The organism is Mycolicibacterium chubuense (assembly GCF_001044255.1).
GTDB lineage: Bacteria > Actinomycetota > Actinomycetes > Mycobacteriales > Mycobacteriaceae > Mycobacterium > Mycobacterium chubuense.
On record NZ_JYNX01000008.1, the window covers coordinates 1 to 23,250 of the forward strand.

At 71.0% G+C, this 23,250-nt stretch carries 24 protein-coding genes; 15 read left to right on the forward strand and 9 right to left on the reverse strand.

The genetic code is table 11. The features are described 5' to 3' along the window. Nucleotides 1-188, reverse strand: a 188-nt coding sequence (locus tag MCHUDSM44219_RS00905) for a DUF7162 family protein (protein ID WP_048416345.1), incomplete at its 3' end; no start/stop codon positions are given. A 104-nt stretch (nucleotides 189-292) separates the two neighbouring features. Between MCHUDSM44219_RS00905 and pafA the strand changes: the two genes are divergently transcribed. The 7 genes from pafA to MCHUDSM44219_RS00940 all read left to right on the forward strand — a co-directional run bounded on the left by pafA (nucleotide 293) and on the right by MCHUDSM44219_RS00940 (nucleotide 8,671). Continuing rightward, nucleotides 293-1,651, forward strand: a complete 1,359-nt coding sequence (gene pafA / locus MCHUDSM44219_RS00910; protein WP_109777515.1) for a Pup--protein ligase — start codon at nucleotides 293-295, stop codon at nucleotides 1,649-1,651. 125 nt (nucleotides 1,652-1,776) lie between these two features. Next, complete coding sequence (locus MCHUDSM44219_RS00915; protein ID WP_201778124.1) at nucleotides 1,777-2,781, forward strand: helix-turn-helix transcriptional regulator; 1,005 nt, start codon at nucleotides 1,777-1,779, stop codon at nucleotides 2,779-2,781. Then, complete coding sequence (locus MCHUDSM44219_RS00920) at nucleotides 2,778-3,764, forward strand: helix-turn-helix transcriptional regulator (protein WP_048416347.1); 987 nt, start codon at nucleotides 2,778-2,780, stop codon at nucleotides 3,762-3,764. Before MCHUDSM44219_RS00915 ends, MCHUDSM44219_RS00920 begins: the two co-directional genes overlap by 4 nt. A gap of 30 nt (nucleotides 3,765-3,794) precedes the next feature. Then, nucleotides 3,795-4,055, forward strand: coding sequence for a Sec-independent protein translocase subunit TatA (gene tatA, locus MCHUDSM44219_RS00925; protein WP_048416348.1), 261 nt, complete (start codon nucleotides 3,795-3,797; stop codon nucleotides 4,053-4,055). A gap of 75 nt (nucleotides 4,056-4,130) precedes the next feature. Continuing rightward, the gene (tatC, locus tag MCHUDSM44219_RS00930) at nucleotides 4,131-5,078 is read left to right on the forward strand and encodes a twin-arginine translocase subunit TatC (protein WP_048416349.1); all 948 of its coding nucleotides are present in this window, start codon (nucleotides 4,131-4,133) and stop codon (nucleotides 5,076-5,078) included. Between the two features lies 1 nt (nucleotide 5,079). Beyond that, nucleotides 5,080-7,833: a DEAD/DEAH box helicase gene (locus MCHUDSM44219_RS00935; protein ID WP_048416350.1), complete on the forward strand. Its 2,754-nt coding sequence runs from the start codon at nucleotides 5,080-5,082 to the stop codon at nucleotides 7,831-7,833. Between the two features lie 46 nt (nucleotides 7,834-7,879). Further along, entirely contained in the window at nucleotides 7,880-8,671 is a 792-nt protein-coding gene (locus MCHUDSM44219_RS00940) for a DUF4333 domain-containing protein (RefSeq protein WP_048416351.1), read from the forward strand. Nucleotides 8,672-8,674: 3 nt separating this feature from the next. Here MCHUDSM44219_RS00940 and MCHUDSM44219_RS00945 read toward each other — a convergent pair whose 3' ends face one another. After that, nucleotides 8,675-9,628, reverse strand: a complete 954-nt coding sequence (locus tag MCHUDSM44219_RS00945; RefSeq protein WP_048416352.1) for a 5'-3' exonuclease — start codon at nucleotides 9,626-9,628, stop codon at nucleotides 8,675-8,677. 51 nt (nucleotides 9,629-9,679) lie between these two features. Here MCHUDSM44219_RS00945 and MCHUDSM44219_RS00950 point away from each other — a divergent pair, with 51 nt between their 5' ends. Then, nucleotides 9,680-10,822, forward strand: a complete 1,143-nt coding sequence (locus MCHUDSM44219_RS00950; RefSeq protein ID WP_048416353.1) for a M24 family metallopeptidase — start codon at nucleotides 9,680-9,682, stop codon at nucleotides 10,820-10,822. A 4-nt stretch (nucleotides 10,823-10,826) separates the two neighbouring features. Here the strand turns inward: MCHUDSM44219_RS00950 and MCHUDSM44219_RS00955 are convergent, their stop codons facing one another. Further along, nucleotides 10,827-11,240 (reverse strand): F420-dependent biliverdin reductase, encoded by a 414-nt coding sequence (locus MCHUDSM44219_RS00955; protein ID WP_048416402.1) that lies wholly within the window; start codon nucleotides 11,238-11,240, stop codon nucleotides 10,827-10,829. A gap of 34 nt (nucleotides 11,241-11,274) precedes the next feature. Between MCHUDSM44219_RS00955 and MCHUDSM44219_RS00960 the strand changes: the two genes are divergently transcribed. Both MCHUDSM44219_RS00960 and MCHUDSM44219_RS00965 read left to right on the forward strand, forming a co-directional pair. Beyond that, nucleotides 11,275-12,027 (forward strand): decaprenylphospho-beta-D-erythro-pentofuranosid-2-ulose 2-reductase, encoded by a 753-nt coding sequence (locus MCHUDSM44219_RS00960; RefSeq protein WP_048416354.1) that lies wholly within the window; start codon nucleotides 11,275-11,277, stop codon nucleotides 12,025-12,027. Nucleotides 12,028-12,056: 29 nt separating this feature from the next. Then, nucleotides 12,057-13,244, forward strand: coding sequence for a bifunctional cobalt-precorrin-7 (C(5))-methyltransferase/cobalt-precorrin-6B (C(15))-methyltransferase (locus tag MCHUDSM44219_RS00965; RefSeq protein ID WP_048416403.1), 1,188 nt, complete (start codon nucleotides 12,057-12,059; stop codon nucleotides 13,242-13,244). Here the strand turns inward: MCHUDSM44219_RS00965 and MCHUDSM44219_RS00970 are convergent. From MCHUDSM44219_RS00970 to cobG, 4 genes are read right to left on the reverse strand one after another with little or no spacing between them, the layout of a single operon-like run. Beyond that, on the reverse strand, nucleotides 13,207-14,286 hold the full coding sequence (locus MCHUDSM44219_RS00970; RefSeq protein WP_048416355.1) for a phosphotransferase family protein: 1,080 nt from the start codon (nucleotides 14,284-14,286) through the stop codon (nucleotides 13,207-13,209). The genes MCHUDSM44219_RS00965 and MCHUDSM44219_RS00970 overlap by 38 nt on opposite strands. Then, the gene (locus MCHUDSM44219_RS00975) at nucleotides 14,283-15,809 is read right to left on the reverse strand and encodes a precorrin-2 C(20)-methyltransferase (RefSeq protein ID WP_048416356.1); all 1,527 of its coding nucleotides are present in this window, start codon (nucleotides 15,807-15,809) and stop codon (nucleotides 14,283-14,285) included. Before MCHUDSM44219_RS00975 ends, MCHUDSM44219_RS00970 begins: the two co-directional genes overlap by 4 nt. Beyond that, on the reverse strand, nucleotides 15,806-16,432 hold the full coding sequence (locus MCHUDSM44219_RS00980) for a precorrin-8X methylmutase (RefSeq protein WP_048416357.1): 627 nt from the start codon (nucleotides 16,430-16,432) through the stop codon (nucleotides 15,806-15,808). The genes MCHUDSM44219_RS00975 and MCHUDSM44219_RS00980 overlap by 4 nt, the downstream gene beginning before the upstream one ends. Before the next feature lie 9 nt (nucleotides 16,433-16,441). Next, a complete protein-coding gene (gene cobG, locus MCHUDSM44219_RS00985; protein ID WP_048416358.1) occupies nucleotides 16,442-17,563 on the reverse strand; it encodes a precorrin-3B synthase in 1,122 nt (373 codons plus the stop codon). A 172-nt stretch (nucleotides 17,564-17,735) separates the two neighbouring features. Between cobG and MCHUDSM44219_RS29885 the strand changes: the two genes are divergently transcribed. Beyond that, nucleotides 17,736-17,888, forward strand: coding sequence for a hypothetical protein (locus MCHUDSM44219_RS29885; protein ID WP_157868739.1), 153 nt, complete (start codon nucleotides 17,736-17,738; stop codon nucleotides 17,886-17,888). Between the two features lie 5 nt (nucleotides 17,889-17,893). On the opposite strand, the gene MCHUDSM44219_RS00990 is transcribed toward MCHUDSM44219_RS29885, so the two are convergent. Next, a complete protein-coding gene (locus tag MCHUDSM44219_RS00990) occupies nucleotides 17,894-18,814 on the reverse strand; it encodes a TauD/TfdA dioxygenase family protein (RefSeq protein WP_048416359.1) in 921 nt (306 codons plus the stop codon). Nucleotides 18,815-19,007: 193 nt separating this feature from the next. Between MCHUDSM44219_RS00990 and MCHUDSM44219_RS00995 the strand changes: the two genes are divergently transcribed. The 4 genes from MCHUDSM44219_RS00995 to MCHUDSM44219_RS01010 are packed head-to-tail and all read left to right on the forward strand — an operon-like array spanning nucleotide 19,008 to nucleotide 22,592. After that, nucleotides 19,008-19,664 carry an ABC transporter permease gene (locus MCHUDSM44219_RS00995; RefSeq protein ID WP_048416360.1) on the forward strand — a complete coding sequence of 219 codons (657 nt, stop codon included), beginning with the start codon at nucleotides 19,008-19,010 and terminating at the stop codon, nucleotides 19,662-19,664. Nucleotides 19,665-19,672: 8 nt separating this feature from the next. Then, the gene (locus MCHUDSM44219_RS01000; RefSeq protein ID WP_172506287.1) at nucleotides 19,673-20,842 is read left to right on the forward strand and encodes an ABC transporter ATP-binding protein; all 1,170 of its coding nucleotides are present in this window, start codon (nucleotides 19,673-19,675) and stop codon (nucleotides 20,840-20,842) included. Continuing rightward, on the forward strand, nucleotides 20,839-21,624 hold the full coding sequence (locus tag MCHUDSM44219_RS01005) for an ABC transporter permease (RefSeq protein WP_048416362.1): 786 nt from the start codon (nucleotides 20,839-20,841) through the stop codon (nucleotides 21,622-21,624). The genes MCHUDSM44219_RS01000 and MCHUDSM44219_RS01005 overlap by 4 nt, the downstream gene beginning before the upstream one ends. Beyond that, complete coding sequence (locus MCHUDSM44219_RS01010) at nucleotides 21,624-22,592, forward strand: glycine betaine ABC transporter substrate-binding protein (RefSeq protein ID WP_048416363.1); 969 nt, start codon at nucleotides 21,624-21,626, stop codon at nucleotides 22,590-22,592. Before MCHUDSM44219_RS01005 ends, MCHUDSM44219_RS01010 begins: the two co-directional genes overlap by 1 nt. Before the next feature lie 233 nt (nucleotides 22,593-22,825). On the opposite strand, the gene MCHUDSM44219_RS01015 is transcribed toward MCHUDSM44219_RS01010, so the two are convergent. Beyond that, nucleotides 22,826-23,233: a VOC family protein gene (locus MCHUDSM44219_RS01015; protein ID WP_048416364.1), complete on the reverse strand. Its 408-nt coding sequence runs from the start codon at nucleotides 23,231-23,233 to the stop codon at nucleotides 22,826-22,828. Nucleotides 23,234-23,250: the final 17 nt, after the last annotated feature.

Here is a 23,250-nt window from a genome sequence, read left to right on the forward strand (position 1 = left end):
AGCCCGGCGGCGACGTCCTCGAGCTCGGCAACGACTGTCGCTGCCGACACGGCCGCGACCCGCGATCCCGGCAGCGCGGCGGGGTCGAGGGCCGGGCACGGCAGCGCCCCGATCTCGTCCGCGATCGCCCAGACCCGGTCGGCGACACCGCGCAGGCGTTCGACGTCGACCCGCGTGAATTCCCCCATGGCTCATGCTGGCACCCCGCGGGTGCCCACCCGCCGGGTTATCCACAGCCTTCTTTGGGCGTGGACAACCACGCCCGCGCCGAGCAGCGGCTAGTCTCGATGAGGTGCAGCGACGAATCATGGGCATCGAAACCGAATTCGGTGTCACCTGCACGTTCCACGGCCATCGCCGGCTCAGTCCGGACGAGGTCGCCCGCTATCTCTTCCGGCGGGTGGTGTCGTGGGGACGCAGCAGCAACGTCTTCCTCCGCAACGGTGCGCGCCTGTACCTCGACGTGGGCAGCCACCCCGAGTACGCGACCGCCGAGTGCGACAACCTGACCCAGCTGGTCACCCACGACCGTGCGGGTGAGCGGGTGCTCGAAGACCTGCTCGTCGACGCCGAGCAGCGGCTCGCCGACGAGGGCATCGGCGGGGACATCTATCTGTTCAAGAACAACACCGACTCCGCGGGCAACTCCTACGGCTGCCACGAGAACTACCTGATCGTGCGGGCCGGCGAGTTCTCCCGGATCTCCGATGTGCTGCTGCCGTTCCTGGTCACCCGCCAGCTGATCTGCGGCGCCGGCAAGGTGCTGCAGACGCCGAAGGCCGCGACGTTCTGCCTGTCGCAGCGCGCCGAGCACATCTGGGAGGGCGTCTCGAGCGCCACCACCCGGTCGCGCCCGATCATCAACACCCGCGACGAGCCGCACGCCGACGCCGAGAAGTACCGGCGCCTGCACGTCATCGTCGGCGACTCCAACATGTGCGAATCCACCACGATGCTCAAGGTCGGCTCGGCCTCGCTGGTGCTGGAGATGATCGAGGCCGGCGTCGCGTTCCGCGACTTCTCGCTGGACAACCCGATTCGGGCGATCCGCGAGGTCAGCCATGACCTGACCGGCCGGCGTCCGGTGCGTCTCGCGGGCGGGCGGCAGGCCAGCGCACTCGACATTCAGCGCGAGTACTACGCCCGCGCGGTCGAGTACCTGCAGACCCGGGAACCCAACACGCAGATCGGGCAGGTGGTCGACCTGTGGGGCCGGCAACTCGACGCGGTGGAGAGCCAGGACTTCGCCAAGGTCGACACCGAGATCGACTGGGTGATCAAGCGCAAGCTGTTCCAGCGGTATCAGGACCGCTACGACATGGACCTGTCCGACGCCAAGATCAGCCAGCTGGACTTGGCGTACCACGACATCAAGCGCGGCCGCGGTGTGTTCGACCTGCTGCAGCGCAAGGGCCTGGCGGCGCGCATCACCACCGACGAGGAGATCGAGGCGGCGGTCAACACGCCACCGCAGACCACCCGGGCCAAGCTGCGCGGCGAGTTCATCAGCGCCGCCCAGGAGGCGGGCCGGGACTTCACCGTCGACTGGGTGCACCTCAAGCTCAACGACCAGGCGCAACGGACCGTGCTGTGCAAGGACCCGTTCCGCTCGGTCGACGAGAGGGTCAAGCGGCTCATCGCCTCGATGTGAGTCGGACTCCTCAACGCGTCTCGTGCCTCGTCGCATGATCGTCGTCCGACGGATGTGAGCCTCGGCGGCGGCGCGCCGCGGACGGCCGTCCGAGCCCACCGCCGATTCGCCTTAAGCTCTACGGCGTGGGGATCTCAAAAGTCGAACGGTTGATGAACCTCGTCATCGCGCTGCTGTCGACGCGGACGTTCATCACCGCCGACCGGATCCGCGAGACCGTCTACGGCTATTCCGACGGGGCCAGCGACGAGGCGTTCTCCCGCATGTTCGAGCGCGACAAGAACGAGCTGCGCGACCTCGGGATCCCGTTGGAGACGGGCCGGGTGTCCTCGACCGACCCGACGGAGGGCTACCGGATCAACCGGGAGGCCTACGCGCTGCCCGCCGTGGAGCTGACCCCCGACGAGGCCGCCGCCGTCGCGGTCGCGACCCAGTTGTGGGAGTCCCCCGAGCTGATCACCGCGACCCAGAGCGCACTGCTGAAACTACGGGCCGCCGGCGTCGAGATCGAGGCCGTCGACGACCTCGACGTCGCGATCACCTCCACGGCCGCGCTGCCGGGGCTGCGCGGCTCGGAGGACGTGCTCGGAATCCTGTTGTCGGCCATCGACTCTGGTCGCGCCGTGCGCTTCCCGCATCGGCCGTCGCGCAGCGAGCCGTACGTGATGCGCACCGTCGAGCCGTGGGGTGTGGTCACCGACCGTGGCCGCTGGTACCTGGTCGGCCACGACCGGGACCGCGACGCGGTCCGCACGTTCCGGCTGTCCCGCATCGGCGCCGAGGTGACCCCGATCGGCGAACCCGGCGAGGTGGTCCGGCCGCCCGGGGTGAACCTGCGCGAGATCGTCGCGAAGGTGGTGGGCGACTGGCCCGGCGCTGGACAGGCCCGGATCTGGGTGGCCGACGGCAAGGCCACCGCGCTGCGCCGGCGGGCCACCCTCGTCGGTGCCAAGACGCTCGGCGGCCGCGCCGGGCAGGAGATCACCCTCGACATCGGCATGTTCGACCGGCTGGCCCGCGAGGTCGCCAGCTACGGCGCGGACGCCGTCGCGCTGGAGCCGGCCTCGCTGCGCGGGGACGTGATCGCGCGGCTGGCGGCCCAGGCCGGCGTCGAGCAGGTGCGGGCGTGACCGCCGTGAGCACGCGACTGGTGCGGCTGCTGAACATGGTGCCGTATTTCCAGGCGAATCCGCGGATCACCTACGACGAGGCCGCCGCCGACCTCGGGGTGAGCGTCAAGCAGCTGCGCGACGACCTCAACCAGCTGTGGATGTGCGGGCTGCCCGGCTACGGCCCCGGTGATCTGATCGACTTCGAATTCTCCGGCGACACCATCGAGGTGACGTTCACCGCGGGCATCGACCGCCCGCTGCGGCTGACCTCGCCCGAGGCCACCGGCGTGCTGGTGGCGCTGCGCGCGCTGGTCGACGTGCCCGGCATGGTCGACCCGGAGGCGGCCCGCAGCGCGATCGCCAAGATCGAGTCCGCGGCGGGCAGCGCGGGCCACGGGGTCGAGGGCGCGGCGGTCGACGAGCCGGCACCGGTGGAGAGCGAGGCCGCCGCCGCGGTGCGCACGGCGGTGCGCGGGGACCGGGCGCTGGCGATCGAGTACTACTCGGCCTCGCACGACATGCTGTCCAGCCGGGTGGTGGACCCGATCCGGGTGGTGCTCGTCGCCGACCACAGCTACCTGGAGGCGTGGTGCCGCACCGCCGAGGCGGTCCGGCTGTTCCGCTTCGACCGGATCGTCGACGCCCGGGTGCTCGATGAGCCGTCGGCACCGCCGCCGCCCGCGGTGCAGGCCGGCCCCGACACGTCGCTGTTCGACCCGGACACCGCCGATCCGTCGCTGCCGACGGCGACGCTGCGGGTGGACCGCTCGGCGGCGTGGATGTTCGACTACTACCCGCTGCGGGTGCTGCAGGAGTACCCCGACGGGTCGTGCGACGCCGCGATGACCTATGCCTCGGACGACTGGATGGCCCGGTTCGTGCTCGGCTTCGGCTCGGGGGTGCGGGTCCTCGAGCCGAAGCCGCTGGCCGAGCGGGTGCAGCGGGCGGCCGTCGCCGCCCTGGACGCCTATCGGGTCGGTGACGAGCGCCCCGGCGGGTAGACTCGGCGCAGACGTCTGGAGGTAACCAAATTGGGTGGTCTACAACCCTGGCACTGGATCATCGTCATCGCCGTGTTCGTGCTGCTCTTCGGCGCCAAGAAGCTCCCCGACGCAGCCCGCTCGCTCGGCAAGTCGATGCGCATCTTCAAGTCCGAGATCAAGGAGATGCAGGCTGAGTCGAAGTCCGACACACCGACTCAGATCTCCTCGGAGCGGGTGACCGACGCCGACCGGCCCGCCGGTGGCGCGACGACGCATACCGAACCGTCGTCGGACAAGCGCCCCGCCTGAAACGCCCCCTCGACACGGCGCGGGCCCCGTCCGCGCCGTAGTCTTGCGCCTGTGAACAGGTAGGCCCTCCTCGACGTGCAGATGCCCGGACTCTTCAAGAAGCTCGACCCGCGCCGCCGCCGGTCCCGGGTCAATCCCGACGGCACGATGTCGCTGGTCGAACACCTCACCGAACTGCGGACCCGGCTGCTGATCTCGGTGCTGGCCGTTCTGGTCACCACGACCCTCGGATTCTTCTGGTACAGCCACGGCGTGTTCGGGCTGCCCAGCCTGGGCGACTGGCTGCGCGGTCCGTACTGCTCACTTCCGGCGTCAGCGCGGGCGACGATCGCCCCCGACGGCGAGTGCCGACTGCTGGCCACCGCGCCGTTCGATCAGTTCATGCTGCGTCTCAAGGTCGGTCTGATGGCGGGGATCGTCCTCGCGTGCCCGGTGTGGCTGCACCAGCTGTGGGCGTTCATCACGCCCGGCCTGTACAGCAGGGAGCGCAGGTTCGCGGTCGCATTCGTCACGCTGGGGGCAGCGCTGTTCGTGTCCGGCGCCGTGCTCGCCTACATCGTGTTGTCCAAGGCTCTCGGTTTCCTGCTGACCGTGGGCAGCGATGTGCAGATCACGGCGCTGTCGGGCGATCAGTACTTCGGCTTCCTCATCAATCTGCTACTGGTGTTCGGGATCAGCTTCGAGTTCCCGCTGCTGATCGTCATGCTGAACCTGGTCGGTGTGCTGACCTACGCGCGGCTGAAGGCCTGGCGGCGCGGTCTGATCATGGGTCTGTTCGTCTTCGCCGCCTTCGCCACCCCCGGCTCCGACCCGTTCTCGATGCTCGCGCTGGCGATCGCGCTGACCCTGCTGCTCGAGGTCGCGATCCAGATCGCGCGCGTCAACGACCGGCGCAAGGCCCGCCGCGAGCTCGAGTCGGTTCCCGAGGACGAGGCCGCCCCGATCGGCCCGGCCGAACCCGTCCAGGCGCCGTCGGCGGTGCCCGCGCCGTCGCGGCTCGTCATCGACGACGACGCCACCTGACATGCCCTTCGACACCGACTCCGTCGCCGAGTCCGTCGCGGCGTTCACCGAGCTACTTCCCTTCGCGCTGGACGGGTTTCAGCGCCGCGCGTGTGACGCCCTCGCCCAGGGGCACGGTGTGCTGGTGTGCGCACCGACCGGCGCGGGCAAGACCGTGGTCGGCGAGTTCGCCGTGCATCTCGCGCTGGCGGCCGGGGGTAAGTGCTTCTACACCACACCGATCAAGGCGCTGAGCAACCAGAAGCACAACGACCTGGTGCGCCGCTACGGGGCGGAGCGCATCGGCCTGCTCACCGGCGATCAGAACATCAACGGCGACGCCGATGTGGTGGTGATGACCACCGAGGTGCTGCGCAACATGCTCTATGCGGATTCGCCTGCGCTGCACGGACTTTCCTTCGTCGTCATGGACGAGGTGCACTTCCTGGCCGATCGGATGCGCGGCGCGGTCTGGGAGGAGGTGATCCTGCACCTGCCCGAGGGGGTGCGGCTGGTCAGCCTGTCGGCCACGGTGAGCAACGCCGAGGAGTTCGGTGGGTGGATCCAGACCGTGCGCGGGGACACCACCGTCGTCGTCGACGAACACCGGCCGGTGCCGCTGTGGCAGCACGTGCTGGTCGGCAAGCGGCTGCTCGACCTGTTCGACTACCGCGCGTCGGGTCCGGCGCGGGCGGGCCGCGACCTGCTGGTCGACCCGGAACTGCTGCGCCACATCTCGCATCGGTGGGAGGCTGACCGGCTCGCCGATTGGCAGCCGCGGGGGCGCGGCCGGGCCGGGCGGCCGACGATCTACCGCACCCCGGGCCGCGCCGACGTCATCGGGGTTCTCGAGCAGCGCGATCTGCTGCCGGCGATCACGTTCATCTTCTCCCGGGCCGGGTGCGACGCCGCGGTCAAGCAGTGCCTGCGCTCGTCGCTGCGGCTCACCACCGACGAGGAGCGCACCCGCATCGCCGAGATCGTCGACCGGCGCACGGCCGACCTCGACGACGCCGACCTGATCGTGCTCGACTTCCACGAGTGGCGCGAAGGGCTGCTGCGCGGGCTGGCCGCCCACCACGCCGGCATGCTGCCCACCTTCCGTCACACCGTGGAGGAGCTGTTCACTGCCGGTCTGGTCAAGGCGGTGTTCGCCACCGAGACGCTGGCGCTGGGCATCAACATGCCGGCCCGCACGGTGGTGCTGGAACGGCTGGTGAAGTTCAACGGTGAGCAGCACCTGCCGCTGACGCCCGGGGAGTACACCCAGCTGACGGGCCGGGCGGGGCGGCGTGGCATCGACGTGGAGGGGCACGCCGTCGTGCTGTGGAACCCCGACGTCGACCCCGCCGAGGTGGCCGGCCTGGCCTCGACGCGCACCTTCCCGCTGCGCAGTTCGTTCGCCCCGACCTACAACATGACGATCAACCTCGTCCACCAGATGGGACCCGCGCAGGCCCACCAGCTGCTCGAGCGCTCGTTCGCGCAGTACCAGGCCGACCGCTCGGTGGTCGGGCTGGTGCGCGCCGTGGAACGCGGCGAGAAGCTGCTCGGCGAGCTGGCCGCCGAACTCGGCGGCCGCGACGCCCCGATCCTGGACTACGCGCGGCTGCGCGCCCAGATCTCCGAGCGGGAGCGGGCGCAGTCGCGCTCGTCCCGGCTGCAGCGCCGCCAGGCCGCCAACGATGCGCTGACGGCGCTGCGCCGCGGTGACATCATCACGATCACCCACGGCCGGCGCGGCGGGCTGGCCGTGGTCCTCGAGCCGGCCCGCGACGACGACGATCCGCGCCCGCTGGTGCTGACCGAGACCCGGTGGGCGGGCAGGATCTCCGCGGCCGACTACTCCGGGGCCGTCGCACCGATGGGGCGGATGACCTTGCCGAAACGAGTCGAGCACCGCAACCCGCGTGCCCGCCGCGACCTGGCCTCGGCGCTGACGTCGGCCGCGGAGGGCCTGGACGTCCCGTCCGCGCGGCGGCGGCGCAGCGGGCCGCAGGCCGAACCCGACGTGGACCCCGAGCTCGCGTCGCTGCGCGACCGCATGCGGGCGCACCGGGCGCACCAGCTGCCCGACCGGGAGGACCGGTCGCGGGTGGCCGAGCGGTACCTCAAGATCGAGCGCGAGAACGAGCAGCTGCGCCGCAAGATCGCGACCGCGACGAACTCGCTGGCCCACACCTTCGACCGCATCGTCGTGCTGCTCATCGAGCGGGGCTTCATCGACCAGACGGGCGACGCGCCGGCGGTGAGCGACGACGGCCGGCTGCTGGCCCGTATCTACAGCGAGAGCGATCTGCTGGTCGCCGAGTGTCTGCGCGCCGGGGTGTGGGACGACCTCGACCCGGCCGAACTCGCGGCTGCGCTGTCCGCGGTGGTCTACGAGTCGCGGCGCGACGGGCACGGCGCCGGGGACGGCACGGAGATCCCCACCGGGCGGCTCCGTCGCGCGCTCAACCAGACCCGCCGGCTGTGGAGCGAGCTGCGGGCCGACGAGCAGCGCCAGCGCATCAGCGCCAGCCGCGAACCCGATGACGGATTCGTCGCCGCGATCCACCGCTGGGCCCGCACCGGCGACCTCGCCTCGGCGCTGGCCGCGAGCGACCCGGGGAACGGGGTCACCATGCCCGCCGGTGATTTCGTCCGCTGGTGCCGCCAGGTCCTCGACTTGGCCGATCAGGTGCGCAACGCCGCACCGTCACCGGCGTTGCGGGCAACTGCGAAACGCGCGATCAACGACGTTCGGCGCGGCGTCGTCGCCGTTGACGCCGGGTAGTGTGTGGCCAGCTACACCAGACAGCCGTGCACGACCGAGGAGAGAAATGAGCGGACCGCAGGGATCTGACCCGACGCAGCAGCCGTGGCCGGGTCATCAGCCTGAGTCTGGCACGGAGCAGCAGACGGGTGAATCGTCGCATCAGGGCTGGCAGCCGCCGTCCGGGTCCGAGCAGCCGCAGGCGCCGGACCAGCAGTCCTGGCAGCCGCCGGCGTACACGCCGCAGCAGTATCCCCAGTACCAGCAGCCCACGCAGCCGCCGACCTACCCCCCGCAGCAGTACCCGTCGACCGAGCAGTACGGCCAGCAGACCGACTACAACCAGCCGGCCTATCCGCCGCCGGGGCAGTACGGGCAGCCCGGCGCGTACGGTCAGCAGCCGCAGTACGGCCAGCCCGGCGCCTACGGTCAGCAGCCCCCATACGGCCAGCAACCGGGCCAGCCCGGTCAGTACGGGCAGTACCCGAACTACCAGGCACCCGGCCAGGAGGAGGGCTCCAAGCGCTCGCTGGCCGTGGTCGGCGGCATCATCGGCCTGCTGGCCGCGATCATCGTCGCCGTGGTGCTGGTGCTCGGCTTCTGGAAGCCGGGCTTCTTCGTCACCACCAAGCTCGACGTCAACGCCGCGCAGACCGGTGTGCAGCAGATCCTCACCGACGAGACCAACGGCTACGGCGCCAAGAACGTCAGCAACGTCAAGTGCAACAACGGTGTCAGCCCCACGGTGAAGAAGGGTGACACCTTCAACTGCGAGGTCAGCATCGACGGCACCAAGCGTCAGGTGACGGTCACGTTCCAGGACGACAAGGGCACCTACGAGGTCGGCCGGCCCAAGTAGCCGTCAGGGGAGCGCGTCGAGCGCCTTCTGCAGCCGCCCGATCGAGGACGACACGCCGTAGCGCTCGGCCAGTTCGACGACTTTGCGGGGATGCGCGGCGGCCAGCGGCAGCGTGTCGTCCGTCGTCGAGAAAGTGACCGCCGCGTCGGTGGCGACCCGCACCACGGGAGCGGCCTTGGCGATGTAGTCGGCCGCCGACCGCAGCTTGGTCCGGTGGGCCCGGGTGAGCGTCGACCCGGCGTCGTCGGCCGCGGCCAGGATCGCCTCCAGCGAGCCGTATTTCGTGAGCAGGCTGGACGCCGTCTTCTCGCCGACCCCCGCGACGCCGGGAAGGCCGTCGGACGGATCACCGCGCAGCAGCGCCAGTTCCGCGTAGGCCGGGCCGGCCCGGTCGACGGGCACCCCGTAGGTCTGCGCCACCTCCACGGGACCGAACGTGGTGGCTTTGGCCAGGCCGCGGCCCAGGTAGAGCACCCGCACCGGCGTGGGCTCGTCGCGCACGACCTGCAGCAGGTCGCGGTCACCGCTGACGACGACGACCGGATCGCGGCGCTCGCGGTCGGCCAGGGTGCCCAGCACGTCGTCGGCTTCGTGGTCGGGCGCGCCGGCGGTCGCGATCCCGAACGCGTCGAGGATCTCCATGATCATGTCGACCTGTGCCGTCAGATCGTCCGGCACCTCCTCGACGTCGGGCTCGTCGCCGGGGTTCTCCTGCACCACCCGGTGCGCCTTGTAGGACGGCACGAGGTCGACACGCCACTGCGGCCGCCAGTCGTCGTCGCGGCACACCACCAGCCGGTGGGGCTGCTCGCGGGTGATCACGGTGGCGACCGCATCGAGGAAACCCCGCAGCGCGTTGACCGGGCGGCCGTCGGGAGCGGTGATCGACGACGGGACACCGAAGTAGGAGCGGAACCACATGCTCGCGCCGTCGAGGAGTACCAGGGGAGCAGTCACACCCGGTATCTTCGCGCACCGGCCGCGGCGCCGGACACTAGCCTGGGCGGCATGGCTTCCCCGTCCTCGCCGCCGGCCCGTTTTCCTACCGAGGTGTACGCCCACCGCCTGACCGCCGCGGCGCAGGCCGCCGCAGGGGCCGGGCTCGCGGGCCTGGTCATCACCCCGGGCTACGACCTGCGCTACCTGGTGGGGTCGCGGGCGCAGACGTTCGAGCGGCTGACCGCGCTGGTGCTGCCCGCCGACGGCGCCCCGACGATCGTCGTGCCGCGCCTGGAACTGGCCGCCCTGAAGGAGTCGGCGGTCACTGAACTCGGTGTGGCGGTGCGGGATTGGGTCGACGGTGAGGACCCGTACGCGCTGGTGGCCGACGCCCTCGGCGGGGTGGGGCGCGCGGTAGCGGTGACCGACTCGATGCCGGCGCTGCACCTGCTGCCGCTCGCCGAGGTGCTCGGCGTGGTGCCGGTGCTGGCCACCGACGTGCTGCGCACGCTGCGGATGGTCAAGGATCCGGCCGAGATCGACGCGCTGCGCAAGGCCGGGGCGGCGATCGATCGGGTGCACGCCCGCGTCCCGGAGTTCCTGGTGCCCGGCCGCACCGAGGCCGACGTCGCCGCCGATATCGCCGAAGCCATTGTCGCCGAGGGACATTCGGAGGTGGCCTTCATCATCGTGGGTTCCGGTCCGCATGGTGCGGACCCGCACCACGAGTGCTCGGATCGTGAACTGGCCGCCGGCGACGTCGTGGTCGTCGACATCGGCGGACCCTACGAGCCCGGGTACAACTCCGACTCCACCCGCACCTACAGCATCGGGGATCCCGACCCCGAGGTGGCACGGCGGTACGCGGTGCTGCAGCGGGCCCAGCAGGCCGCGGTGGCTGCGGTCCGGCCGGGCGTCACCGCCGAACAGGTCGACGCCGCCGCCCGCGACGTGCTGGCCGCCGAGGGGCTGGCCGAGGCGTTCGTGCACCGCACCGGGCACGGCATCGGGTTGTCCGTGCACGAGGAGCCCTACATCGTGGCCGGGAACTCGCTGGCGCTGCAGGAGGGGATGGCGTTCTCCGTCGAGCCGGGCATCTACTTCCCGGGCCAGTGGGGTGCACGCATCGAGGACATCGTGATCGTCACCGCCGACGGCGCGCTGTCGGTGAACAACCGACCGCACGACCTCGTCGTGGTGCCGGTCGGCTGACGGGTCAGCTCTCGCCGCGGTCCAGCAGTCCCGAAGAGCCCAGCACGCGCTCCACGCGGACCTCGATCACCACGCGCTTGGGGTTGGGCCGCGGGGTCCGGTAGCGCTGCGCGTAGCGCAGTTCGGCGTCACGGACCTTGTCGATGTCGGTGTACACCGAGGACTTGCCCTCCAGCGACAGCCAGCGCGCCCCGTCGACCTGGCTGAGCACCGCGACACCGCGCTGGTCGGCGTTGACCGCCTTCTGCGAACCGCCGGTGGTGATCACGCGGGCGATGTGGGTGGCGGGATCGAAGGTGAATCCGACGGCCACCACGTGCGGCGACTGGTCGGCCCGCAACGTCGTCAGCATCGCGAGGTGACGCTCGGTCAGGAACGCGATCGCGTCGGTGGTCAGCCGGGTGGTTGCCTTGCCCATCACGCCCACGCTAGCGCAGGACATAATCGCAGCCATGAAGGACACGGCGGAGGTGAGCCCGGTCGTGGTCTTCGGCGGCCGCAGCGAGATCGGCGTCGAGGTGGCGCGCAGACTGGCCGCCGGCGCGGCGGTCGTGCTCGCGGCGCGTCGCCCCGACGATCTCGACGCGCAGACCGCCGCCCTGACCCAGGCCGGTGCGACAGCCGTGCACCGCGTCGCCTTCGACGCCGACGATCTCGCGTCGCACCGCCGGGTGGTCGACGACATCGTGGCCGCGCACGGCACGATCGGGACCGCGGTGCTGGCCTTCGGGATCCTGGGCGATCAGGCGCTCGCGGAGAAGGACGCGGCGCACGCGGCGGCGATCGCGCACACCGACTACGTCGCGCAGGTGAGTCTGCTCACGGTGCTCGCCGACGTGATGCGGGAAGCCGGGCACGGCACCCTGGTGGCGTTCTCGTCGGTGGCCGGTGTGCGGGCGCGCCGGGCGAACTACGTGTACGGATCGGCCAAGGCGGGGCTCGACGCGTTCTGCAGCGGGCTCGCCGACGCGCTGCACGGCACCGGGGTGCGGCTGCTGTTGGTGCGGCCCGGGTTCGTGATCGGGCGGATGACCGAGGGGATGGCGCCGGCGCCGCTGTCGAGCACGCCGGCCCAGGTCGCCGACGCCACCGTCGCGGCGCTGCGCGCGGGCCGGCAGGTGGTGTGGGTGCCCAGGCCGCTGGCCGCGCTGGCTGCGGCGTTCCGGGTGACGCCGCGGTGGGTGTGGCGAAGGCTGCCGAGGTGATGAGCGCTCGCGCGAAGAACGGAGCCGGCATGATCGTCGTGGTCGGTATCGGGGCCGACGGTATGGCCGGGCTGGCTCCGCCGGCGCGCGCCGAATTGGCCAGGGCGACAGTCGTCTACGGCTCACCGCGACAGTTGGACCTGCTCGACGGCACGGTGGGTGCGGTCCGGCGGCCGTGGCCGAGCCCGATGCTGCCCGCGATCGACACCCTGCTCGACGGCGCCGACGGTGACGTGCACGTGGTGGCCAGCGGAGACCCGCTGCTGCACGGGGTGGGCAGCACGCTGATCCGTCGTCACGGCGCCGACCGGGTCGCGGTCCTGCCGCACGTGTCGTCGGTGACGCTGGCCTGCTCACGGGTCGGCTGGTCGGTGCAGGACACGGAGGTGATCAGCCTGGTCACCGCCGAACCGGTCAGCGCGATCCGGCGCGGCGGGCAGGCCGTCGTGCTGTCCCGGGACCGGACGAGCCCGGGCGAATTGGCCCGGTTGCTCACCGCGACCGGTCGCGGTGACTCCGAGGTGACGATCCTCGAGCAGCTCGGCGGTCCGCGCGAGCTGCGCCGTTCGTCGACGGCCCGGGAGTGGGCGGCGCGCCCGCCCGGCGACGTCGACGACCTCAACGTCGTCGCGGTGCGCTATCTGCCCGACGAGCGGCTGGCCGCCGTGCTGCCCGACACTGCCTTCTCCCACGACGGGCAGCTCACCAAGCAGGCGATGCGGGCGGTCACGCTGGCGGCGCTGGCACCGCGGCCCGGGGAGCTGCTGTGGGACGTCGGCGCCGGGTCGGGGAGCGTGGCGATCGAGTGGTGCCGCACCGGAAATGGTTGCCGAGCAGTGGCTTTTGAGCGCGACCCCCAGCGGCGGGCACGCATCGGCGACAACGCGCGCGCGTTCGGGGTGGTGCTCGACGTGCGGGCAGGCGCCCCGGAGTCGTTCGCGTCGGTGCCCACCCCGGCGGCGATCTTCGTCGGGGGCGGGGTCACCGGGCCCGATCTGCTCGCGGCCTGCTGGGACCGCCTGCCCACCGGCGGCCGGCTGGTCGCGAACGCGGTGACGGCGGAGTCCGAAGCCGTTGTACTGCACTGGTATTCACGTGTTGGCGGTGAGCTGCGCCGCTACCAGCACTATCGCGGCGAGCCGGTGGGTTCGTTCACCGGGTGGCGACCGGCGATGCCGGTCACGCAGTGGCTGGTGACGAAGCCCCATATGACCTGACGAGGTCGATCGCGTCGAGGTCGCGGATCGCCTGACACCCGCGGCTGAGCATCGTCAGGATCATCTCGTCGCCCCGCTCGGTGGACGCGGCGAACGCGAAGCCGAGCGTGGTCAGGAACGGTGCCTGCAGAACACCGAGACGGTAATCCTGCCAACACGTTTCGACGTCGTAGTCGGTGACGCCGTGGCGCAGCAGCGCGGCGTGGTAGCGCTGCACGAGGTCGCGCTCCACGGTGGGCCGGATCTCGGGGAGCAAGCTGGTCGCGGTGAAGTAGGCCAGGTCGCGCGTCGGCAGGCCCACCCCGATCGTCTGCCAGTCGACCACCGTGACCCGCGTGCGGTCGGGGTCGAACAGCAGGTTGTCCAGTCGATAATCGCCGTGCATCAGCGAAAATCGCTGCGGTTCGGCGAGCAGCCAGGGCGCCACCAGGCCCATCGAGGTCAGCAGCGTGTCGCGGTCCTCCTCGGTGACCTTGCCGCCGAGTTTCTCCAACGTGATGTTCGCCGCCATCAGCGCGATCTCGCCCAGACCGCCGGCGGCGGCCTCGTCGCCCGGCTTGGGCATGATGATCGACGCCAGGTCGCACCAGCGCCGCTCGCACCAGCTGGGACCGTGCAGGCCCGCCAGCGCCTCGACGGCCAGCGCCGCCTCGGCCGGGGTGCAGCCGGCGATCTGGTCGCCCTGCTCAGCGGGGGCCATGTCGGCCAGGACCAGCACGAAATCACTTCCATCGGAGGAGATCTCGCTGTGAAAGCAACCCGGCACCGGGATCGCGACGGCGTCGGTCACCGTCGAGTAGAACTCGACCTCCGACAGGTAGCCGAGTGCGACCCGCTCGCGCACGGTGTCGTCCTGGGCGGGCAGTTTGACCGCGAACGTGGCGGGCAGCCCCGCGGCGTCGGCATACGTCGCGGCCACCCGATAGGTGGCGCCGGTCTGGCCGGTGCCGATGGCGGTCACATCGACGTCGGTGACCTCGACACCGAGCACCGAACCGAGCCAGGCCGGAGTCAGATCGGCAGGGCAGCGGGGAATGCTCACGAGGTCACCTCATCGGTCGGTCGGCGCGTGTGCGCAGAGCCCGTGGTCTGCGGATAATGCCGGGGCGTGAACACCCGATCGGAGCTCTCGTCGCCCGAATACCACTGCGTCTGCGACGATCCCACGATCAGCAGGCACCGCATGTCGACGTCGGCGGGGTCGAGGTCGGCCAGCCGCACCACCTTCACCGACTCGTGGGGTCCCGCGACGTCCCGGCCGATCACCACCGGCGTCCCGGCGTCGCGGTGCTCGAGCAGCAGGTCCCGCATCGCGCCGACCTGCCAGGTGCGCGTCTTGGAGGCGGGGTTGTAGATGGCCAGCACCATGTCGGCCTGCGCCGCGGCGGCGAGGCGGGTCGCGATCACGTCCCACGGCTTGAGCCGGTCCGACAGCGAGATCACCGCGTAGTCGTGGCCCAGCGGGGCGCCCACCCGGCTGGCCACCGCCTGTGCGGCCGTCATCGCCGGGATCACCCGCACGTCCACACCTGGCCACTCCTTGGCCTCTTCGAGCACCGCGGTGGCCATCGCGAACACGCCCGGATCGCCGGAGGAGACCACCGCCACGGTGTGGCCCTGCTGGGCCAGCGAGCACGCCAGCCGGGCGCGGGCCGGTTCGTCGGTGTTGTCGCTGGGATGTCTGCGCTGGCCTTCGCGGACGCCCACGCGGTCCAGGTAGGGGCCGTAGCCGATCAGGTCGGTGGCCGCGGCCAGCTCGCGGCGGCTCTGCGGGGTCATCCAGTCGATGTCGCCGGGGCCCAGCCCGACCACGGTCACCAATCCGGTACCCGCCCGCACCCGTGGGCGGCCGGTCAGCATCGCCAGCGAGAAATAGGGGACGGAGGCGTCGTCGACCTCGCCGGCGGGCAGAACCCGCTGGCGCGCGGTGCTGGCGCGCTCCACGTAGAACGCGTCCTCCAGCCGGCCCGCGGTCGAAAGTGCCTCGCGCACTGCGGGATAGGACCGTCCCAGTTTGATGATGACCGCGGCGTCGGTGTCGGCCAGCCGGCGTCTCAGCTCGTCGGCCGGCAGCGTGCCCGGCAGGATCGTCAGCACCTCGTCACCCTGCACGAGCGGAGTGGCGATCGCCGCCGAGGCGGCGCTGACCGAGGTCACCCCGGGCACGATCACCGCGTCGAAGCGCCGGGTGAGGCGGGTGTGCATGTGCATGTAGGAGCTGTAGAACAGCGGGTCGCCCTCGGCCAGCAGCGCGACGTCGCGGCCGGCGTCGAGGTGCGCGGCGATGCGCTCCGCGGACTCGCGGTAGAAGTCCTCCATCGCGCCGGCGTAGCCGCCGGGATGCTCGGAGGTCTCGGTGGTGACCGGGTAGACGAGGTGCTCCTCGATCTGGCCGTCCCGCAGATACGGCTCGGCGATGCCGCGGGCGATGCTGCGGCCGTGCCGCGCACTGTGGTACGCGACCACGTCGGCCGCCCCGATGACCCGGGCCGCCTTGACGGTGACCAGTTCCGGATCGCCGGGTCCCAGCCCGACACCCCACAGCGTTCCCCGGCGCTCGCTCATTCGGCCACGGTCCCGATCGCGTTGACGGCGGCGGCGGCCATCGCGCTGCCGCCGCGGCGGCCGGTGACCACCAGATAGGACATGCCGCGCGGACGCTCGATCAGCTCGTCCTTGGACTGCGCCGAGCCGACGAAGCCGACCGGACCGCCGAGCACCGCGGCGGGCGGGGCGACGCCGCCGTCGACGATCTCGAGCAACCGGAACAGCGCGGTGGGGGCGTTGCCGATGGCCAGCACCGCGCCGGGCAGCCGGTCGGCCCACAGGTCGACGGCCGCCGCGGACCGGGTGGTGGCCTGCCGCGCGGCTAGGGCGGGCGCCCGGTCATCGGCGACCAGGGAGATGACCTCGTTGTCGGCGGGCAGCCGTGACCGGGTGATACCGGCGGCGACCATCGACGAGTCGCACAGGATCGGGGCACCGGCGGCCAGCGCGGCGTAGGCGCGGTCGACGACATCGGGGGTGAACGCCACGTGCTCGGTGACATCGGTCTGACCGCAGGTGTGGATCAACCGGACGACGACGCGCGCGACGTCGTCGGGGAAGCGGGACAGGTCGGCCTCGGCACGGATCGTCGCGAACGACTGCCGGTAGATCTCCCCGGCATCGCGGATGTAGTCGAGCACCCGATCACCCTACGGGTGGGCCCGCCGCGCCCGGTAGCCGTCTCCCGTCGCCACCAGCACCTCTCCGTCAGGCGGGCTGCCGCACGCGCGGTCGCAGCCGACGAAGTGCCGGTGCACCGCGGCGGTGGCGTCGTGGCGGGCCGCCGCGGCGTCGGCGCGCACGTCGGCGAGCGCGTGCGCGCAGCCGGGCCGGCCCGTGCAGGCCGACACCGATAGCCACGGCGACGCCTCGTCGAAGATCAGGCCGAGCGGGGCGAGCACCCGCAGCGCCGCGTCGGCGACACCGTCGTCGAGATCGCAGATCAGCACCGACCGCCACGGGGTGATGACCAGCGGCGCCTCCACCGCGGCCAGGTAGCGAGCCACCCCGGCGTCGAGCACGCCGAGGGGCACGGCGGCGCCCAGCGTGATCCGGCCGTCGTGCTGCTCGATCCAGCCCACCGGGGGCCGGGTCTGCACCGGCCACGTCCGGCCGGCTGGCGCCGTCGCCACCAGCGATTCCAGCAACGCCGCCGGATCATTCAGTTCTCTTATCCGCCAGGCTTTTCCGCGGATCTCGACGAAACGACGGGCGATCGACAGCAGGGTGTCGACCACGTCGGTGACGGCGATTCGCACCCCGGTGTCGGTTCCGGCGAGCAGCAGCGCGACGGTCTCGTCGTCGAGGACGTGCACCCCGGCGTCGGCGCCCAGACCGGAGATGTCGCCGCTGCCGTCGTCGATGCCGAACAGGAACCGGCCGGGCAACGCGGCTACGTCCGCATCCCGTTGCAGCGCCGCGTCGAGGGCGAGCACCGTCTCCCGGACATCGCGCACACCGCCGCGGCGGCCGGCCAGGGGAGAGGCGACGATGTTGCGGATCTTCTCGTGCGTCGTCGACGGCAGCAGGCCGGCGTCGGTGAGCCGGTCGGCGAGCGCGGCGGCGTCGCGCACACCCCGGATTTGCACGTTGCCTCGCGACGTCAGCTCGAGTGCCGGAGCGGCGAGGTCGAGTGCGGCCGTGGCCATCGCCTCCATCGCCGCCGCGGTCAGCATGCCGCCGGGCAGGCGGACCCGCGCAAGGTCGCCGTCGGCAGCCCGGTGGGTCTGCACCGCACCGGGGCAGGCGTCGGTGTCGCGGGCCCTGGTCACCCGTCCACGGTACGCGGTGGCAGGTAGCCGAAGCGCGGCACGCAGGTGGGAAACGGCCCGCCGCGCCGCGATTCGAGTACGCCGCTACCCGTGATCGTGATGGGTACCGAACCTACTTTTCGATGACGACGGGCCCGGACCGCGGGCCCGCGGGATTGCAGGAGTGGACGACATGACCGAACTGACCATGGGACTCGACGCACCGGCGCACACCGCATCGACCGACCCCGCCGTGCCGCAGCGCCGGCGGGCGCGGCGGCAGCGCACCCGGCGACCGGACTTCATCGAACAGGCCATGATGGCCCGGATGATGGAGCGGCTCTGATCCGCTCAGCTGGCCAGCCGCACCGGCACGACGATGTCGGAGTAGCCCGAGGCGTCCCCGGTGATCACCCGGCTGCGCTCGCCGTGGACGTCGACGGGGACGTCGCCGGCCAGCGTCACCCGGGTGAGCCGGCGGAACTGGTTGTCGTAGTCGGCGACGGCGTAGTGCTGGGTGGCCCTGTTGTCCCAGACCGCGACGTCGCCGAGCTCCCAGTTCCACCGAATGGTGTGCTCCAGCTTGGTGATCCGCGCCTGGAACAGATCGAACAGCGCCGCCGATTCGGTGCGTCCGAGTCCCACGAAACCCTTGACGAAGTTGCCGAGCAGCAGGACGCGCCGACCGGTCTCGGGGTGGATCCGCACGACGGGGTGTTCGGTCTCGTAGTAGTCGGACACGAACTCCTCCCGGTACTGGCGTTCGGTGTCGGCCAAGGCCTCTCGCCGGCCGTCGATGTCCCGGGCGTAGTCGTAGGTGTTGGTGTGCACCGCCCAGAGGTTCTCGGCGAGCGCGCGCAGCGGCTCCGGCAGCCGATCGTAGGCGGCCTCCGTCGACGCCCAGGTCGTCGTTCCGCCGTAGGGCGGCAGCGTGACGGCGCGCAGCAGCGAGGCCTTCGGGATGCGGTCGACGAACGTGACGTCGGTGTGCCAGCTGTTGGCCTTGTCGTAGCGCGAGTCGATCGGCAGCACCTTGGTCCCGCGGGAGGTCACCGTCGGGTGCGCGGTCGTCGGTGTGCCGAGGGCGCGGGCGAACGCCAACTGGCCGTCGTCGTCGAGACCGTGCTGGCCGCGGAAGAAGATCACCTTGTGCTCGAGCAGCGCGGCGTTGATCTCGGCGGCCGTCGCGGTGTCCACGCCCCCGGCGAGATCGACCCCCTCGATGCGCGCACCGATCACCGCGCCGAGCTTGACGACGCGAAGCGCTGACATCGCCCCACCTTTCCCACACACGCAGACGTTTGCCTCAACAGTCGCCCCGAAGGCTTGCGCCGACCACCCTTAGATTCACCGAGAACCGAACCGGCGCCGTTTCGCCACAGTCGAGATCGGGTAACGCTCGACACCAGAAGTGGTGATCGCCAGCAAAGGCGGGGAAAGTCGAGGGACCTGTGGGGCTGCAGCGGTGACCTCGAGCAACTCGTTGTGGAGTTACGTCAGCACCCACTACCCTCAGCTGGTTTTCGACTCGTATCAGCACGTCAGCGCAGTGGTGCAGAGTGTCCTGATCGCCACGGTGGTCGGCGTCGCGATCGGGGTGCTGACCTACCGGAACTCCATTGCGGCGAACCTGGCGACCGCGACGTCGAGTGTGATCCTGACCGTCCCGGCGTTCGCTCTGCTGGGTCTGCTCATCCCGCTGTTCGGCCTCGGGGTGATCCCGAGCGTGGCCGCGCTGGTGCTCTACTCGCTGCTGCCGATCATCCGGAACACGATCGTCGGGCTCAACGGCGTCGACCCCGCGCTGACCGACGCCGCCCGCGGCATCGGCATGAGCCGTCTGACCACGTTGACCCGGGTGGAGCTGCGGCTGGTGTGGCCGGCGATCCTGTCGGCGATGCGGCTGTCCACCCAGATGTCGATGGGTGTGCTCGCGATCGCGGCCTACGTCAAGGGCCCGGGACTGGGCAACCTGATCTTCGCCGGCCTGGCCCGGGTCGGCAGCCCCACCGCCCTTCCGATGGCGCTGACCGGCACGCTGCTCATCGTGATCCTGGCGCTGATCCTCGACGCCGTGCTCGTGCTGATCGGACGGCTCACGACATCGAAAGGCATTCGGTGACAACCCAGATCGACTCCCAGGCCGACCCGACCGGGGTCCGCATCGAGCTCGACCACGTGTCGAAGGTCTATCCGGGCGCCCAGCAGCCCGCTGTCGACGACGTGTCCCTCGACATCCCCGCCGGCGAGATCGTGGTGTTCGTCGGCCCGTCTGGGTGCGGGAAGACCACGACGATGCGGATGATCAACCGGCTCAGCGAGCCCACCTCCGGCCGCATCCTGATCGGCGACAAGGACGCGCTGTCGATCAAGCCGACGGAGCTGCGGCGCTCGATCGGCTACGCGATCCAGCAGGCGGGGCTGTTCCCGCACATGACGATCCGGCAGAACGTGGGCCTGGTGCCGGGGCTGCTGAACTGGAAACGCCCGCGGATCGACGACCGCGTCGACGAACTCCTCGACCTGGTCGGGCTCGAGCCGGCGCAATACGCCGACCGCTACCCCCGCCAGCTCTCCGGCGGCCAGCAGCAGCGCGTCGGAGTGGCGCGGGCGCTGGCCGCCGACCCGCCGGTGCTGTTGATGGACGAACCGTTCGGCGCCGTCGACCCGATCACCCGCAGCACGCTGCAGGACGAATTGCTGCGACTGCAAGGCGAATTGCGCAAGACCATCGTGTTCGTCACCCACGACTTCGGTGAGGCGGTCAAGCTCGGCGACCGCATCGCCGTGCTCGGTCAGCAGTCGAAGGTGCTGCAGTACGACACCCCGCAGAACATCCTCGCCAGCCCCGCCGACGACACCGTCGCCGGCTTCGTCGGCTCCGGCGCGTCGCTGCGTCAGCTCGGCCTGCTGCGGGTGAAAGACGTTGCGCTGGAATCGCGTCCGTCGGTACATCGCGACGACAGCGTGGAGCAGGTGCGCGCCACGATCGCCGGCAGCGACTGCGACTGGGCGGTGGTGCTCGACGACCGCGAGCGGCCGGTCAGCTGGGTGCGCGAGAACCGGCTGCGCCACGCCGCCTCCCTCGCCGACGCCGTCGAGCGCCTCGATGTCGTCAGCACCCAGTCCACCCTCGAGGACGCCCTGGAGGCGATCCTGGCCGAACAGCACGCCTCGGCAGTCGTGACCGGCGCCGCTGGTCGCTACGAGGGGGTGGTCACCCTCGACACGCTCATCGACACCATCACCCGGTTGCGCACCGAGGCCGAGGCCGACGGTTCCGGGGACGGGCCGTCGTGAGCACCGTCACCGACGCCGGCGCCACCGCGACGTCGGGCGCCCCGGCAACCACTCCGGCCGAGCGGCTGCGGTTGTTCATCCAGCCGGTGCTGGTGCTGATCGTCGGTGCCGCCGTGGTCTTCTGGGCGTTCGACCGCGACCTGACCGCCACCCAGCGGGAGAACATCAACCCGGGCAACGTGGCGACACTGATCTGGCAGCACCTGCTCATCACCGTGGCGGTGACGGCGATCGTGGTGCTGATCGGCGTACCGCTCGGGGTCGTGGTCACCCGCCCGGGCGCGAAAGCGCTGCGGCCGTTGTTCATCGGTATCGCCAACGTCGGGCAGGCCGCACCCGCGATCGGCCTGCTGGTGCTGCTGTTCCTGTTCACCGGGCGGACCGGGTTCTGGATCGGGGTGCTGCCGATCGCGCTGTACTCCCTGCTGCCGGTGCTGTCGAGCACAATCCTCGGCATCAGCCAGGTGGACCGCGCGTTGCTCGACGCCGGCCTGGGACAGGGCATGTCGCGCGCCGCGCTGCTGGCGCGTGTCGAACTGCCACTGGCGGTGCCGTTCATCCTCGCCGGGCTGCGTACCTCGCTGGTGCTGGCCGTGGGCACGGCGACGCTGTCCTTCCTGGTCAACGCCGGCGGTCTGGGCATCCTGATCGACACCGGATACAAGTTGCAGGACAACGTCACCCTGGTGCTGGGCAGCGTGCTCGCGGTGTGCCTGGCGCTGCTGGTGGACTGGCTCGGCGGGCTCGCCGAGTTCTACGTCGGGCCGAAGGGGCTGCGCTGATGCGGTGGGCGACGGCGTTGCTCTCGGCGGTGATGCTCGTCGTGGCCGGGTGCGGGCTGGGGTCGGGAAGCGCGGTGCCGCTGCAGGTCGGCCCCGGATCGATCAAGCCCACCCCGGGGTTGGAGGGCGTGAAGATCACCGTCGGCTCCAAGGAGTACACCGAGCAGGTCATCCTGGGCTACATCCTTGAGTACACGCTGGCCGCCGCGGGCGCCGACGTGCGAGACCTCACCGGCATCGTCGGATCCCGCAGTACCCGCGGCGCCCAGCTGTCCGGGCAGGTCGACGTGGCCTACGAGTTCACCGGGAACGCGTGGATCAACTATCTCGGTCACGAGACGCCGATCCCCGACACCCGCAAGCAGTACGAGGCGGTGCGCGACGAGGACCTCGCGCGCAACGGCATGGTCTGGCTCGAGCCCGGACCGATGGACGACACGTACGCGCTGGCCGCCAGCAAGCGCACCGTCGAGCGGACCGGGGTGCGCACCCTGTCGGACTACGCCGCACTGGTCATGCGGGATCCGGCGTCGGCCCGCACGTGCGTCGACACCGAGTTCCGCGCCCGGCAGGACGGCTTCCCCGGGATGGCCGCGGCCTACGGGTTCGATCCCGCCCGGGCCGACACCCCGATCCTGCAGGTCGGCATCATCTACCAGGCCACCGCCGACGGCACCCAGTGCGACTTCGGCGAGGTGTTCACCACCGACGGCCGGATCGCCGCCCTCGACCTCACGGTGCTGACCGACGACAAGCAGTTCTTCGCGCACTACAACCCGTCGGTCACGATGAAGCGCGAGTTCTTCGACGCGCACCCCGAGATCGCGGAGGTCACCGCGCCGGTGACCGCGGCGCTGACCAACGAGGTGATCATCGAGCTCAACAAGCAGGTCGACGTCGAGGGCCGGGATCCGAGCGTCGTCGCCCGCGACTGGATGGTGTCCCGGGGCTTCGTCACCGCCGGCTGAGTGTGACCGTTGTCACATTCGGACAGGGTTCGTTCCGTGCCGCACCTTCGCTGCTGTGAACCCGGTACCGGCGGTACCGTCCGCCTAGTGAATCCCGTCGTCAACGGGGTCACGGGAAAGGAACAACGATGTTCGCACTCATCGGTTTCGCAGCAGTCGTCGTCGGGCTCGCGGTCCTCGCGGGCCCGCCCTACCGGCAGACCTGGTACGGCCGCTGGCACGGCTGATCAGCGTCAGCCCAGGGACGGCCGGTAGGTACCGAAGCTCCAGATGTTGCCGTGCGGATCGCGCGCGGCGAACTCGTGGGAGCCGTAGTCCTGATCGCTGACCGGCTGCACGATCTCGGCGCCCGCGTCGGCTGCCCGGTCGTGGAGGGCGTCGACGTCGGCCGCGGTGTCGACGACGACGTACACGAGCACGGGGCCCGGTAGGCCGAAGACGCCGCCGCGCTCGGCGTCGTCGATCATCACCACGCCGGTGCCGATCCGCACTTCGGCGTGGCGCAGCGGTTGATCGGGGTCGGGCGGGACCACCAGCGTCGGGACGGCGCCGAACGCGCTCGCCAGCCACTCGAGGGCTTTGCGCGGCTCGGTGAACGGCACGACCGGCACGACGCCGGCCACAGTCTGCGGTGTTGTCATGGCCTCGACGGTAGGAA